Raw genomic sequence first — 13,398 nt, 5'->3', positions numbered from 1 at the left:
GCCTATTCATATTATTGATCTCATAAAATTAGATTATGGTTTGTCTGGAATTACATTGAATTGAATTAGTTTTTTGATTACTATCTCTACGCATTCTTCAAGTTTCTTGCTGCCTGTATTTAATTTAATTTCTGGAGAGATAGGCTCTTCATAAGGACTAGATATTCCTGTAAATTCTTTAATTTGCCCGGTCCTGGCTTTTGCATAAAGTCCTTTTGGGTCCCTTGCTTCGCAGTCTTTAAGTTCTGCTGCACAATGAATCTCTAAGAAGTCAGAGTCCGCAACAAGAGCCCTTGCGCGATCCCTATCACTTCGAAAAGGGGATACAAAAGCAGTTAGAATTACAACGCCTGAGTCGAGAAATAGTTTGGCAACTTCTCCAATCCTCCGAATATTTTCTGCACGATCTTGATCTGAAAATCCAAGATCTTTGCATAGTCCATGTCTCACATTGTCGCCATCGAGCACATAGCTGGATATACCAATTTCAAACAGTTTTGCATTAACGGCATTTGCCAATGTGCTTTTGCCTGATCCAGAGAGACCTGTGAACCAGAGAATTGCACTTTTATGACCTCTTTGCGTTGCTATGGCATTTCTGTCGATAGAAGCTGTATGCCAAGAGATGTTTTTTGCTTTGTGATCTATGGCTTGATCTGAGGGTGTGCTCATTGTGGCAATGCTCATATGGGTGCCATTCTCCATCGAGGAGGTTCATATATTTTCTTTCTTGTTAAGAACCAGATTGTTTTGGGCGATATCCTTCCATTCTGAGTAAATCCATAACTGCCTTTATTTGGTCTCCTTGGATTTCTATGGAATTTCCTTTTACTGTCCCTCCTGTACCCAGTCGAGTTTTAAATTGCTTTAGTAATTTCAAGTACTCCTTATGAGTTAAATCTAAACCGCTTATTACCGTAATTGTTTTACCTCCTTTGTTATTACGGACTCGCTTTATCCTGATTTCCTTCTTGGCTTTGGTTTTTGTGGATGCATTAGGTTCTTGTTGATGGGTTGGCGTTGGGTCGTTGAATTCAACCCAGTTTCCTTTTGGCATGGATTTAAGTCTTTACTCCAACTGATATCTATTTTCAATCTTTTTGTCGATGAGCAGCACACTTCCTCCTAAACCTAAAGAGGGTGATCTTTCACTCACAGCAAGGCCCTCGAAATTGGGACGATTTGGTCGATTTGGGGGACAGTATGTCCCAGAAACCTTGATGCCAGCACTTGCCGAGCTGGAGAAAGCTGCTACAGAAGCCTGGAAAGATCATTCTTTCACTGAAGAATTAACTAAATTGTTGCGTTCTTATGTAGGTCGTCCAACACCTCTATATGAGGCTGAAAGACTTACAGCACATTATTCAAGGTCTGAAGGTGGACCAAGGATTTGGCTCAAACGAGAAGACCTCAACCACACCGGGGCACACAAGATTAATAACGCACTGGGACAGGCTCTTTTAGCTTTACGAATGGGTAAGAAGAGAATTATTGCTGAAACTGGAGCTGGGCAGCATGGAGTGGCAACCGCAACGGTATGTGCACGTTTTGGTCTGGATTGTGTTGTTTATATGGGAAAGGAAGATATGCAAAGACAGGCTCTAAATGTTTTTCGAATGAGGTTGCTTGGGGCAAAGGTTAAAGCTGTTACAGCAGGTACTGCGACTCTGAAGGATGCAACTAGTGAAGCGATTAGAGATTGGGTTACCAATGTCGAGACAACTCATTACATTCTTGGTTCAGTTGCGGGACCGCATCCATATCCAATGTTGGTTCGTGATTTTCATGCAGTAATTGGACAAGAAACAAAGCTGCAGTGTCAGGAGGCATTTGAAAGACTTCCTGATGTACTTCTAGCTTGTGTAGGTGGAGGATCTAACGCCATGGGCTTGTTTCATCCATTTGTTGAGAACACTGAAGTCAGAATGATTGGTGTTGAAGCTGCTGGAGATGGAGTATTAACTGGAAGACATGCCGCAACTCTTACAGAGGGTCGTATTGGGGTTTTGCATGGGGCTATGAGCTTTTTATTACAGGATTCCGAAGGGCAAGTCCAAGAAGCACATTCGATAAGTGCTGGATTGGATTATCCAGGAGTTGGTCCTGAACATAGTTATCTTGCTGAAATTGGAAGAGCGGAGTATGTGGCGGTAACTGATCAGCAAGCACTTGAAGCTTTGCAATTGGTTAGTCAACTAGAAGGAATAATTCCGGCATTGGAGACAGCGCATGCTTTTGCTTGGTTGGAAAAGCTTTGTCCCAAATTGGAGCCAGGGAAAGAAATTGTTATTAATTGTTCAGGGCGAGGTGATAAGGATGTAAATACAGTTGCTAACAAATTAGGTGTTGATTTGTGAGGTGCTTTTAATTTAAAAGTCTCTCCAGGTGCTTTGCTACATGGGTAACAGCAGCTATTGCTGTTGAATAGGCCATGCGCATTGGACCTATCAAAGCGACGTGTCCAATACCATTGGTGGAACTTTTATAAGCAGCTTGGACAACAGAGAAGTGTTTTAAAGCACTTTCAGGGTGTTCTGCTCCAATCCAGACACTATTACTCCTTTTAGTTAATTCCGGAACCACTGCTGATGGTTGACTATCCATAAGTTCTAAAAAAGGTCTAAAACTATTGCTTTCTTTGAATTCTGGTTGGGAGGCAAGTTGTGAGATTCCTCGTGTGATGACAATTTCTTCGGTGTTTGTTGGCGCTTGTTTATGATTTTGGATGGCTTCTTTAAGGAAAGAGCCACTTAAATTGAGATGGGAAGGGAGGTTGGCCCAGTTAATAAAACCATCATTTGATCTTTCTAATTGGTCTTGCGTCCAAGCCTCGAGCCCTTCTAGTTCCAGATTGGTGTCATGGGGTAGCTGAAGGTTTAAGAGGGTTGCTTGATCTGATGTTTTTACAAGCATTACTAGAAGTCTTGTACCGCTTTTGACAAGTCGAATGTCTTGAAGTCCATGTTTTAGTTTTTTAGGCTTTGCAATCAGACTCATTAGTCCTGTGAAATCAGTAAGTCTCTTTGCAAGATGTACAAGTAAGTCATCTAGTGCTGCCCATTGCAAGCCTAAATTGGTTAGCTCATGTTCTAAATGATTAATTGTTGCTGCTGGTGGCGGGAGAAGGCAGTCGACGTAATGCCGATAACCTCTCTGGCTAGGTATTCGACCAGACGAGGTATGTGGTTGAGTTAGTAAACCTCGTTGTTCAAGTGCTCCCATTGCAGTGCGAATAGTGGCAGCACTTGCTTTTAATCCAAACCGTTCAACAAGTGTTTTGCTACTTACTGGCTCGATTGTGTCTACGTAGTGACGAACCGTTGAACGTAGAACTTGTTTTTGTCTAAAGGACAGCGTCTCCACTTGATTTAGTAAGTTGACTCGATATTACGAGCTTCAATATGCTGTTAAGAACAAATTTTAGACTTGTTTTTAACCTTTTAATACCTTGGGGTTTCTGGGCTAATCTCAGTACTCCATGCATCTATTCCTCCATCAAGATTCCAAACGTCATAACCAAACTCTTGTTCTAATAGCCACATCCCAAAATTCCAGCTTCTGATTCCTTTATGGCAAATAACAACAACAGATTTATCTTTTGGTATTTCTACTTGTAAGTTTTTTAGCCTATTATTTACTTGGCTTAGCGGAAGATGCATTGCTTGAGCAGGGAAAGGAGCAATATTCAGTTCTTCTTCTTCTCGGACATCTATCAAAAATGGCTTTGTGACTTCTTGGTTCAGCCAACTTGATAAATCCTTTGGAGAAATTCTTTTTGGTTGGAGTTGAGCCATTTGTTTATTTTTTGATTGATGTGGTTTTTTCAGGTCAAATTTACAAGGATGTGCCTAAGTTCAGAAGAGGCTTGAGAATTAGAATGTTGGAGACAAACAATTAAAGCCTTGCAGTAAAAGAAAACATGATAAAGGTTTTTGGGCTGCCTCTGAATCAAATAAAATTTCCTAAATGTTCAGGAGAAGATTGTCTGCGCGCAATCATTGCTCTAGAGGCTGAGTCCAATCAAAATCAATTTGAGGTATGGCGACCATCGATTTTGATGCAGATTTATATAAACCTTTTAAGTTGCTTTGAAGAGCTTGCTTCTAGTCCAGGGGCCTTTGGAGTGTTATGAGGTCTCAGGGATTCAAATTTTTACGTTCCTTTCCTTGGGGTGACGTATTGTTTTTATCATTAAATAAGAGGAGTGATGAATCAATTTAGAAATTGCAAAATAGGTTCTTGCAATGAGTAATGGAGCGCATGAAATAATTTTCCGTCCAGGTTTGGAGGGGGTTCCAGTCACCCACTCTGCAATTTGCGACATAGATGGCTTGAACGGTCATTTGTCTTATCGGGGGTATTCCATAGAGGACCTTGCTGCACATAGCACTTTTTTAGAAACAGCTTATTTATTGATATGGGGTGAGTTGCCAACAGAAGAGCAACTTCATGATTTTGAAGCAGAAGTGCAGAGGCATAGGAGGGTTAGTTTTCGTGTTCGAGACATGATGAAGTGTTTCCCAGCTACTGGGCATCCCATGGATGCTCTGCAGTCAAGTGCTGCATCTTTAGGGCTTTTTTACTCTCGAAGGGCCATTGATAGACCTAAATATGTTTATGACGCTGTGATTCGATTAATTGCCAAGATCCCAACAATGGTGGCGGCTTTTCAACTGATTCGGAAGGGACAAGATCCGATTCAACCAAGGGATGATTTGGCTTATTCGGCCAATTTTTTATACATGCTTACAGAGCGGGAACCGGATCCCATCGCCGCTCGTATTTTTGATCGATGTCTAATACTTCATGCTGAGCACAGTCTTAACGCGAGCACTTTTAGTGCACGCGTTACAGCGAGTACTCTTACAGACCCTTATGCGGTCGTTGCTTCGGCTGTAGGCACACTTGCCGGGCCACTTCATGGAGGGGCGAATGAAGATGTCTTGGCAATGCTCGAGGAGATTTCTTCGCCGGATCAGGCTGCTGCTTATTTAAAGAAAGCCGTTGAAAATAAACAGAAAATCATGGGGTTTGGCCATAGGGAATACAGAGTGAAGGACCCAAGGGCTTCCATTTTGCAAGGACTTGCGGAGGAAATGTTTGCAAGGTTTGGCAGAGATGATATGTACGATGTTGCTACAGCTCTTGAGAGAGAAGCCTCTTCTCTTCTAGCTGTTAAAGGCATTTATCCAAATGTAGATTTTTATTCGGGTTTGGTTTATAGGAAGTTGGGAATTCCTAGAGATCTTTTTACTCCAGTTTTTGCAATATCTCGTGTCGCGGGTTGGCTTGCCCACTGGCGTGAACAGCTTGGCGCTAATAGGATTTTTCGGCCTTCACAGATTTATACAGGTAAGGTAACCCGAGCTTGGTGTCCTGTAGAAGAGCGCACCTTAGAAATGGATGCTTAATTTGCTGTTATTAAAGTCATGAAATTAGTGAACACTTTTGTCACAACACTCCTTGGCACTGCTGGATCAGGAATTGATCTTGAGTTGAGTTTTACGAATGTCTTTCAAGGTTTGGGGTTTTCCTCTGAGTTAGCCCATGTACTTTGGCTGCCTTTCCCAATGCTGCTGGTTTTGATAGCTGCAATAGTTGGGGTTTTGGTGACAGTTTGGCTGGAGAGGAAAATTTCAGCAGCAGCGCAGCAGAGGATTGGACCTGAATATGCTGGAGCACTTGGGGTTCTTCAACCAATGGCAGATGGGTTGAAGTTGTTAGTTAAGGAAGATGTTATCCCTGCCAAGGCGGATGGGCTGTTGTTCACCCTGGGTCCTGTCTTGGTTTTGGTTCCAGTGATTTTGTCTTGGCTAATTGTCCCTTTTGGGCAGAATCTATTGATAAGCAATATAGGTATTGGGATTTTTCTTTGGATTGCCTTAAGTAGCATTCAGCCCATTGGTTTATTGATGAGTGGTTATGCATCTAATAACAAATATTCCTTACTAGGTGGTTTGAGGGCAGCTGCGCAGTCAATCAGTTATGAGATCCCTCTTGCTTTATCTGTTCTTGCAGTTGTAATGATGAGTAATTCTTTGAGCACAGTTGACATTGTTGAGCAACAAAATGGTTTTGGTTTGCTCAGTTGGAATATTTGGAGACAACCAGTTGGTTTTTTGATTTTTTGGATCTGTGCACTTGCTGAGTGCGAAAGATTACCTTTTGATTTGCCTGAGGCAGAGGAAGAGCTTGTTGCTGGTTATCAGACTGAGTACGCAGGTATGAAATTCGCTCTTTTTTATTTAGGAAGCTATATCAACTTGGTTTTATCAGCTTTATTGGTTGCTGTTCTGTATCTAGGTGGATGGGGGTTTCCCTTTCCGGTGGAATGGCTTACGTCTTGGCTTGGGCAGTCTCAAGATGCTCCTCTTATTCAGATAGTCATTGGATCAGTAGGAATAGTTATGACTGTTCTTAAGGCATATTTGCTTGTATTTCTTGCAATATTACTTAGATGGACGACGCCAAGAGTACGTATTGATCAATTATTAGATTTGGGTTGGAAATTTCTTTTGCCTATCTCTTTAGTAAATTTGCTAGTTACTGCAGGCCTCAAACTGGTTTTCCCCATTGCTTTTGGGGGTTGATTCCTTGTCGCAGGCAAGTCATTCTCGAGACAATTCAACGTAGTTATACCTATCATGATCCAAGGGCTTGTAAGATTTGCAATGTGTATGTGCACGCGTTGAGCTAGGTCCGTTGTGATGTTTGGGTTCCTTAAGAAGGTTTCTAATTACACCCGTGAGGCGGTTGATGCAGCTAATTATTTAGCCCAAGGGCTAGCTGTGACATTTGATCACCTCCGCAGAAGGCCAATCACCGTTCAGTATCCTTATGAGAAGTTGATCCCTTCAGAGAGATATCGCGGAAGGATCCATTACGAGTTTGACAAATGCATTGCATGTGAGGTTTGCGTGAGAGTTTGTCCAATAAATCTTCCTGTTGTTGATTGGGTCATGAATAAAGAGACTAAGAAGAAAGAATTGCGAAATTATTCTATTGATTTTGGAGTATGTATTTTTTGTGGTAATTGTGTTGAATATTGCCCTACCAACTGTCTTTCTATGACTGAGGAATATGAACTCTCTTCTTTTGATCGACATAGTTTGAACTTTGATAATGTGGCGTTGGGTCGATTACCTACTAGTGTCACCACAGATCCATCCGTACAACCTCTTCGAGAGTTGGCTTATCTACCTTCAGGAATAATGGATCCACATGACGTGCCTTCCAATCAGACTCGTGTGGGAAGGTTACCTTCTGAGGTCTTCCAGGAAATGAAGAAGGCCGATCCTGGCCCTAGAGATCAAGATGTTTCCTCACAAGTACCAGAAAGCAAAGACAAATCTGATTGATGACAATTCCTATTACTGCTGAGTCGATTTGTTTTTTGGTTCTGGCCATAGTTGTAGTCATTGGTGGTATAGGGGTAGTTCTTCTTAGCAATATTGTTTATTCAGCATTTTTGTTGGGGGGTGTGTTTATGGCTATAGCAGGCCTTTATCTTCTACTTAATGCGAGCTTTGTAGCGGCTGCACAGGTCTTAGTTTATGTAGGCGCTGTAAATGTTCTTATTCTCTTTGCAATTATGTTAGTTAATAAACGCGAGGAATTAAAGCCTATTAAAGGATTGCAGGTTAGGAGGCTGGTATCAGGAGGTGTCTGTGTTGGAATGCTTTCTTTATTGATTCGTGTTGTTTTTACTACACCTTGGGCAGTTCCTGGTCCAAATGCCATTGGAGAAGAAGCTACTGAGAGAATAGGTGAGCATCTTTTTACTGATTATCTTTTGCCATTTGAACTTGCTTCTGTACTTTTGCTTATGGCAATGATTGGAGCAATTGTTTTAGCACGTAGAGATGTGCTAATTGAAGATATTGCTACTGGTGATCCGGTTGATCAAGGTCTTCTTGAGAAGGCAAAAACGCCACTTTTGACTGATAATTCAACCTAATCAAACACCAATCATTATCACAATTGCGATGAAAGATCTTTTTGCTAATGGCCATGTCTCAATAGAAGCATACTTGTTGCTGGCTGCTTTTCTGTTTTGTATTGGAATATGGGGTTTGATTAATAGCCGTAATGCAGTTCGAGTACTTATGAGTATTGAGTTGATGTTGAATGCTGTAAATATAAATCTAATGACATTTTCTTCCTATATAGATGGACAATTGATTAGAGGACAGGTCTTTGCTGTTTTTGTAATTACTGTAGCCGCAGCTGAAGCTGCGGTTGGCTTAGCAATTCTTTTGTCCCTTTATAGAAATCGTGTAACTGTTGATATGGAGCGTTTCAATCTTTTGAGGTGGTAGGGAGGAAAGTAATGCGTCTCGATTTGGTCTGGGTGATCTATCGGGGAGAAAGCCCTCAGGCAAAAAAAGCAGCGGAAACTTGTTCAAAGGAGCTTGAATCTTTGGGTGTTCAGGTAATGACATCATTAAGTAAATCAGAGCTTGCACTTTTCGAGTCGAATTCTCAAGTACCAGATTTAGCTGTTGTACTTGGTGGAGATGGAACTGTTTTAGGTGCAGCTCGACATCTTGCTATCCATGAAGTTCCAATTTTAAGTTTTAATGTTGGCGGACATTTGGGATTTCTTACGCATGATTCTCGTTTATTACAAAAGAGAAACCTTTGGGATGAACTTTTTGAAGATGCTTTTGTTATAGAAAGACGAATGCTGCTTCAGGCAACTATCCATTCCAAAACAAACACTTTATCTAATCAAGAAATATCTACTAATACAGAAGTTGAAATTACTCCTAACTCTCATCTTGCATTAAATGATTTCTATATGCGTTCTTATCGAGATGAGATTTCACCCACATGTACGTTGGAATTGGAGATTGATGGAGAGGTGGTTGACCAATACAAAGGCGACGGCTTAATTCTTGCAACTTCTACTGGTTCCACAGGATATTCTTTGGCTACGGGAGGTCCAATTTTGCACCCAGATATTGAGGCAATAATTGTTAGCCCCATATCTCCAATGAGTCTTTCAAGTAGGTCTGTTGTCGTGCCACCCAAGTCAAGATTGATTATTAGACCTTTGGGTGATGCTTCTAGAAGAACAAAGCTTTGGAAAGACGGAGTTAGTATAGCTTTGTTAGAGCCAGGCCAGTTTTGTGAAGTTCAACGATCAAGGAGTTATGCACATATGTTGTGGCTTGAAGATAGTCCTTCTTATTATCGAAGCCTGACACATAAACTTCATTGGGCAGGAAGTTTTGTCAAAGGTGTTAGTCAGTTTTAATTTGACAAAATGAGTTTGGAGATTGAAAGACGTTTTCTTGTTGCTTCTGATGATTGGAAGAGTAAAGCTAATGGTTCGAAATCATTCAGACAGTGTTATCTTTTAGCTTCCGAAACAGGAATAATTGTACGGGTAAGAATTATTTCTAATCATCAGAGCTGGTTGACCATAAAAGCCCCTGCCAAGGGTATTGCAAATCATGAATTTGAATATTTGATTCCCAACAAGGATGCACAAACACTTTGGACTGTATCTCAGCATCGCTTAGTGAAAACACGTTATCAATTAGCTATAGACGGGGGTGATTGGATTGTGGATTGTTTTGAGGGGGAAAATTTCCCTCTTGTATTAGCAGAAGTTGAGCTTCCTACGGAGGATTTTCCAGTGGATATTCCTGAATGGTGCGGGGAGGAAATTACAGGTGAAATTAGCTTCAGTAATGCATCACTCGCTCGAGTTCCATTTTCGCAGTGGGAGGTAAAGCAACAAAAAGCCTTCTTCAGGGAATAAAGAGCACCTCGATCCTTTAGATTCTCTTTATACTTTCATTAGGGCCTGGTATGCCAGGGCTAACTCTGAGGGATGAAAGGTAAGGAGGTTCAATTGTTTGGTTTGTACGATACCGACGGCATTTTGCGATTTATAGGCGCAGATAGAGAAGCTTGCTTAGCTTATGCAGAATTATTTGAACTCCCTACGGCTGCATGCTCGTTGATGTCATTACCCGAGACAGAACTTCACGAGGCTAAGAGTCGGAAGAGGGTTCGTCTTGTAATGAACAGCAATTAAACCCTTCTCGGCAAATTTTGCCATGGTCCATTGCCCAGTTGAGAAGACCAACTCGATTTTTGGAACCAGTTTTTGTAAACATGTTGCTTACATGGTTGTCCACGGTTCGTTTGCTGATGGTGAGTCGCTCAGCAATTTCCTGGTTTGTAAGACCACTTGCTACTAATTCAATAATTTCCATTTCCCTTGCAGAAAGGGACATTTGACTTGAATCAGAGAATTCGCCTGGCGTCATCCACCTGCCTTTTAGCCCATGCAACACATCTTAGGCAGACTTGTGCCATGCGATAACCCATAGTAAGTAGCTAAATGCAGGAGGGTTTTGATTGCAACGCTTCAGCGGTCTCTTGAGGTCGGAGCCGTAACAATTACTGCTGAGATAATGCCTCCACGAGGTGCTGACCCCTCAAAGTCTCTAGCAATGGCAGAGACTTTGAGGGGCTGCGTGAATGCAATTAATGTCACGGATGGAAGCCGCGCCTTCATGAGAATGAGCAGTCTTGCCTTGTGCAAGTTGTTGCTTGATGCTGGTTTAGAACCCATCTTGCAGATGGGTTGTAGAGATAGGAATCGTATTGCTATTCAGGGTGACTTGCTTGGGGCACATGCTTTGGGAATAAGGAATGTGCTCTGTCTTACTGGGGATCCCGTACGAGTTGGAGATCAACCTGAGGCTAAAGCTGTTAATGATTACGAATCGGTAAGACTTCTTCAGCAAATAGATTGCTTTAACAGACAGGAGGATCCCGTAAAGGGCTTTTTACCGGATAAAGGTACCAATTTTTTCCCTGGAGCTGCTGCTGATCCGAATTGTAGAAGTTTTTCAGGTTTATATAAACGTTTGGAACGGAAAAAAGCTGCTGGCGCCAAGTTTTTACAGACACAAATGGTTATGGAATCGACTGTGTTGGAAGAATTTTGTTCAAGGGTTGCGAAGCCTTTAGATTTGCCAGTTTTAGCAGGGGTGTTTTTACTTAAATCAGCTCGCAATGCGAGATTTATCAATAAAGTTGTTCCTGGAGCTTGTATTCCTGAAGCTCTTGTAGAGCGGCTTGAAAAAGCTTCTGATCCACTTTCAGAGGGAGTTGCTATAGCTTCTGAGCAAGTGAAAAATTATGTGGAGATTGCACAGGGAGTTCATCTAATGGCCGTTAAGGCTGAGAACCTCATTCCAAAGATTCTCGCGAAGGCAGGTTTTAATTAGCAGGAGATGTTAAGTCTGTACCTAGAAGTTCTGCCATGGCCTTTTGTTGGGGAGATGGCTCGACAAGATCTTGACGTCTTGCATCAGTGATTAGCCAATCAAGTGCTGCCTCTTGCAGGTCAAAGTGGTTGCCATTTTTACCAACGCAATATCTGCCAAAGACAAGTTTTTCAACAAGTTGCACGCCTGGCCCAATTCGTGAGTAGTCAAAGATGATTGAGTTATCTATTGTTGCGCCTTCACAGATGCAACAACTTGGACCAATCATTGATGGCCCGATAATAGTTGCACCGTCTTCAATTCTAGTCATTCCTCCAACATATATAGGGCCTTTAACATTTATTTTGTCCCAGTTAGCGGCTACATTTAATCCTGCAAAGATGCCAGGCTTGACTTGCTTGCCTGGGATTCTAATCTGCCTTACCTCGCCTTGAAGAACGCTTCTAATGGCTTTCCAATAGTCGGGTACTTTTCCAATGTCAACCCATTCAAAATCCATTGGAAGTGCATAGAATGGTGCTTTCATATTTACTAGCTTAGGGAATAAGTCGGAGCCGATATCAAAAGGTTTTCCAGAAGGAATGTGTTCAAAAATTTCTGGTTCAAAAAGGTATATTCCTGTGTTAATTGTGTCGCCAAGTGCTTCGCCAACCTGAGGTTTTTCTTGGAACGCTTTTACTAAGTCGTTTTCATCGGTAACTACAACGCCATAACTACTTACTTGATCTTTCGATACTCGCTTTGTAATTAAGCTTGCCATTGCCCCTTTGGCCTTATGTCTTTTTACGGCTTCTGAGAGATCAAGATCTATAAGCGCATCGCCACATAAGACTACAAATGTGTCATCAAAGAACTGTTGGAAGTCTTGGATCTTTTTTAATCCTCCTGCAGACCCAAGCGCGTCCCCAATCAGTTCACCATCTTCAATACGCCCCTCAAAGCTATATGCAATTTCAACACCAAACCTTTGACCATCTCTGAAATAATTTTCGATTTCTTCGGCCAGGTGAGAGACATTGACCATCACTTCCGTAAACCCATGTTCCTTAAGAAGTTCCAGCAGAAACTCCATCACAGGCTTCTGCAGAATTGGAATCATGGGCTTTGGGATCACGTGGGTGATCGGCTGGACTCTTGTACCCTTTCCGGCCGCCAGTATCATCGCCTTCATAGGCGTTTGTAGGCCTCAGCTAGTCAGACAACATAGACGGCCATGAACCATCACTTCTATGCAGCGGCCGGCGTGGCAGGTGGCACGTTGATGGTTTTTAGTGGAAGTTGCGCGAAGCTGCCTTGTGGAAGTATTCGTTTTAGTCGAATAGGAGCGTACAAAGAACCTTTTTGTTCAAGCTCTATTTGGCCTTGTGAGGATAGAAATAGAAGGGCCCAAAACACTCCAACTCGATCAGTGTCTAAATCTTCTTTAGCAGCTTGTTGCCATTTCTGAATCAACATTTCAAAGTCTGTCCAATACAAAGCTGGCTCCCAGCTCTTCAGGAAAACTCCTAAAGCAGCTGTTGTCTCTGGAAGCTTTTCTCTATGGGCTAAGGCTGTAACTTGAGCAATTGCTTCTCTTTCGCTAAATCGCTTTTTTTTATTCCTTCTTCTATGCTCAAGTTCGTCAGATTCAAGCTGGGCTGCAATTGTTTCTAGCTGTTCAATGAGCTCTCCAAGGCTTACAGGTCGTCGTAAAGGAGGAGGAGCGACAGGACGTCTTAATAGATGTCTTTCTGGCCTTATAGGCAGCACAAAGCTTGGATCAAGCCATCCTTGTTCGGTTAATTCACTATCAAAGTATTCATCTTCGACTTGCGCTGGGGGAAAGGTTTCAGCTTCAAGGACTTCAGCTTTTAATCCAACCAAGATTGATGCTGCAAGAAAAGCTTCGCTGCTTTCTGCTAAATCATGTTCGTAACTTCCACCATGTTGATGGATTTGATTGGCAACTCGTCTTGGGATTTCGATCCTTTGTCGTAATTGATCTAAAAATCCATCTATAACTGCTATTACGTCCACATCCCATGGATCTAGATCACCTTTCTCAGCAGCATCTTGGAGAAGACGGATGGCAAGTCGTGCAGCCGAATTAACGCCTTTATTGTGTCCATCTTCTTGCAAGGTTGGAAAGAGCTTTTTCGAAAGGTAT

Annotated in this window: 17 protein-coding genes; 10 read left to right on the top strand and 7 right to left on the bottom strand. The window is 42.1% G+C overall.

Features of this window, described 5'->3' with window-relative positions; all coding sequences use genetic code 11:
• Window positions 1-33: 33 nt before the first annotated feature.
• A complete protein-coding gene (gene cysC, locus SOI84_RS05650) occupies window positions 34-672 on the bottom strand; it encodes an adenylyl-sulfate kinase (protein ID WP_414153624.1) in 639 nt (212 codons plus the stop codon).
• 61 nt (window positions 673-733) lie between these two features.
• Entirely contained in the window at window positions 734-1,057 is a 324-nt protein-coding gene (locus SOI84_RS05645) for a translation initiation factor (RefSeq protein WP_320673597.1), read from the bottom strand.
• A 49-nt stretch (window positions 1,058-1,106) separates the two neighbouring features.
• On the opposite strand from SOI84_RS05645, the gene trpB reads away from it, so the two are divergent.
• Window positions 1,107-2,357, top strand: a complete 1,251-nt coding sequence (trpB, locus tag SOI84_RS05640) for a tryptophan synthase subunit beta (protein WP_320673596.1) — start codon at window positions 1,107-1,109, stop codon at window positions 2,355-2,357.
• Window positions 2,358-2,364: 7 nt separating this feature from the next.
• Here the strand turns inward: trpB and SOI84_RS05635 are convergent, their stop codons facing one another.
• Both SOI84_RS05635 and SOI84_RS05630 read right to left on the bottom strand, forming a co-directional pair.
• Window positions 2,365-3,363, bottom strand: a complete 999-nt coding sequence (locus SOI84_RS05635) for an HrcA family transcriptional regulator (RefSeq protein ID WP_320673595.1) — start codon at window positions 3,361-3,363, stop codon at window positions 2,365-2,367.
• A gap of 77 nt (window positions 3,364-3,440) precedes the next feature.
• Window positions 3,441-3,794 carry a rhodanese-like domain-containing protein gene (locus SOI84_RS05630; RefSeq protein WP_320673594.1) on the bottom strand — a complete coding sequence of 118 codons (354 nt, stop codon included), beginning with the start codon at window positions 3,792-3,794 and terminating at the stop codon, window positions 3,441-3,443.
• Between the two features lie 450 nt (window positions 3,795-4,244).
• Between SOI84_RS05630 and SOI84_RS05625 the strand changes: the two genes are divergently transcribed.
• The 8 genes from SOI84_RS05625 (at window position 4,245) to SOI84_RS05590 (ending at window position 10,048) form a co-directional block, all read left to right on the top strand.
• Window positions 4,245-5,411 (top strand): citrate synthase, encoded by a 1,167-nt coding sequence (locus SOI84_RS05625; protein WP_320673593.1) that lies wholly within the window; start codon window positions 4,245-4,247, stop codon window positions 5,409-5,411.
• 18 nt (window positions 5,412-5,429) lie between these two features.
• A complete protein-coding gene (gene nuoH / locus SOI84_RS05620) occupies window positions 5,430-6,590 on the top strand; it encodes an NADH-quinone oxidoreductase subunit NuoH (protein ID WP_320673592.1) in 1,161 nt (386 codons plus the stop codon).
• Between the two features lie 117 nt (window positions 6,591-6,707).
• Window positions 6,708-7,358, top strand: coding sequence for an NAD(P)H-quinone oxidoreductase subunit I (gene ndhI, locus SOI84_RS05615; RefSeq protein WP_320673591.1), 651 nt, complete (start codon window positions 6,708-6,710; stop codon window positions 7,356-7,358).
• Window positions 7,358-7,957, top strand: a complete 600-nt coding sequence (locus SOI84_RS05610) for an NADH-quinone oxidoreductase subunit J (RefSeq protein ID WP_320673590.1) — start codon at window positions 7,358-7,360, stop codon at window positions 7,955-7,957. The genes ndhI and SOI84_RS05610 overlap by 1 nt, the downstream gene beginning before the upstream one ends.
• Before the next feature lie 28 nt (window positions 7,958-7,985).
• Window positions 7,986-8,318 carry an NADH-quinone oxidoreductase subunit NuoK gene (gene nuoK, locus SOI84_RS05605; RefSeq protein ID WP_320673589.1) on the top strand — a complete coding sequence of 111 codons (333 nt, stop codon included), beginning with the start codon at window positions 7,986-7,988 and terminating at the stop codon, window positions 8,316-8,318.
• Between the two features lie 11 nt (window positions 8,319-8,329).
• Entirely contained in the window at window positions 8,330-9,259 is a 930-nt protein-coding gene (locus SOI84_RS05600; protein WP_320673588.1) for an NAD(+) kinase, read from the top strand.
• A gap of 9 nt (window positions 9,260-9,268) precedes the next feature.
• Entirely contained in the window at window positions 9,269-9,769 is a 501-nt protein-coding gene (locus SOI84_RS05595) for a CYTH domain-containing protein (protein ID WP_320673587.1), read from the top strand.
• A 72-nt stretch (window positions 9,770-9,841) separates the two neighbouring features.
• Window positions 9,842-10,048 carry a hypothetical protein gene (locus tag SOI84_RS05590; RefSeq protein WP_320673586.1) on the top strand — a complete coding sequence of 69 codons (207 nt, stop codon included), beginning with the start codon at window positions 9,842-9,844 and terminating at the stop codon, window positions 10,046-10,048.
• Here SOI84_RS05590 and SOI84_RS05585 read toward each other — a convergent pair.
• Complete coding sequence (locus tag SOI84_RS05585) at window positions 10,005-10,283, bottom strand: helix-turn-helix transcriptional regulator (protein WP_320673585.1); 279 nt, start codon at window positions 10,281-10,283, stop codon at window positions 10,005-10,007. The genes SOI84_RS05590 and SOI84_RS05585 overlap by 44 nt on opposite strands.
• A gap of 87 nt (window positions 10,284-10,370) precedes the next feature.
• Between SOI84_RS05585 and SOI84_RS05580 the strand changes: the two genes are divergently transcribed.
• Window positions 10,371-11,252: a methylenetetrahydrofolate reductase gene (locus SOI84_RS05580; RefSeq protein WP_320673584.1), complete on the top strand. Its 882-nt coding sequence runs from the start codon at window positions 10,371-10,373 to the stop codon at window positions 11,250-11,252.
• On the opposite strand, the gene SOI84_RS05575 is transcribed toward SOI84_RS05580, so the two are convergent.
• A complete protein-coding gene (locus SOI84_RS05575) occupies window positions 11,245-12,423 on the bottom strand; it encodes an NDP-sugar synthase (RefSeq protein WP_320673583.1) in 1,179 nt (392 codons plus the stop codon). The genes SOI84_RS05580 and SOI84_RS05575 overlap by 8 nt on opposite strands.
• A 56-nt stretch (window positions 12,424-12,479) precedes the next feature.
• Window positions 12,480-13,370 (bottom strand): segregation/condensation protein A, encoded by an 891-nt coding sequence (locus SOI84_RS05570; protein WP_320673582.1) that lies wholly within the window; start codon window positions 13,368-13,370, stop codon window positions 12,480-12,482.
• Between the last annotated feature and the right edge of the window lie 28 nt (window positions 13,371-13,398).

It is taken from the genome of Prochlorococcus sp. MIT 1341 (assembly GCF_034092415.1).
GTDB lineage: Bacteria > Cyanobacteriota > Cyanobacteriia > PCC-6307 > Cyanobiaceae > AG-363-P08.
This window is presented reverse-complemented; position numbering and strand designations above follow the sequence as displayed.

Bases quoted from the DNA above. Each gene is read 5' to 3' on its own strand.
- cysC (WP_414153624.1), bottom strand. From the start codon at position 672: ATGAGCACACCCTCAGATCAAGCCATAGATCACAAAGCAAAAAACATC.
- SOI84_RS05645 (WP_320673597.1), bottom strand. From the start codon at position 1,057: ATGCCAAAAGGAAACTGGGTTGAATTCAACGACCCAACGCCAACCCAT.
- trpB (WP_320673596.1), top strand. From the start codon at position 1,107: ATGAGCAGCACACTTCCTCCTAAACCTAAAGAGGGTGATCTTTCACTC.
- SOI84_RS05630 (WP_320673594.1), bottom strand. From the start codon at position 3,794: ATGGCTCAACTCCAACCAAAAAGAATTTCTCCAAAGGATTTATCAAGT.
- SOI84_RS05625 (WP_320673593.1), top strand. From the start codon at position 4,245: ATGAGTAATGGAGCGCATGAAATAATTTTCCGTCCAGGTTTGGAGGGG.
- nuoH (WP_320673592.1), top strand. From the start codon at position 5,430: ATGAAATTAGTGAACACTTTTGTCACAACACTCCTTGGCACTGCTGGA.
- ndhI (WP_320673591.1), top strand. From the start codon at position 6,708: ATGTTTGGGTTCCTTAAGAAGGTTTCTAATTACACCCGTGAGGCGGTT.
- SOI84_RS05610 (WP_320673590.1), top strand. From the start codon at position 7,358: ATGACAATTCCTATTACTGCTGAGTCGATTTGTTTTTTGGTTCTGGCC.
- nuoK (WP_320673589.1), top strand. From the start codon at position 7,986: ATGAAAGATCTTTTTGCTAATGGCCATGTCTCAATAGAAGCATACTTG.
- SOI84_RS05600 (WP_320673588.1), top strand. From the start codon at position 8,330: ATGCGTCTCGATTTGGTCTGGGTGATCTATCGGGGAGAAAGCCCTCAG.
- SOI84_RS05595 (WP_320673587.1), top strand. From the start codon at position 9,269: ATGAGTTTGGAGATTGAAAGACGTTTTCTTGTTGCTTCTGATGATTGG.
- SOI84_RS05590 (WP_320673586.1), top strand. From the start codon at position 9,842: ATGAAAGGTAAGGAGGTTCAATTGTTTGGTTTGTACGATACCGACGGC.
- SOI84_RS05585 (WP_320673585.1), bottom strand. From the start codon at position 10,283: ATGACGCCAGGCGAATTCTCTGATTCAAGTCAAATGTCCCTTTCTGCA.
- SOI84_RS05575 (WP_320673583.1), bottom strand. From the start codon at position 12,423: ATGAAGGCGATGATACTGGCGGCCGGAAAGGGTACAAGAGTCCAGCCG.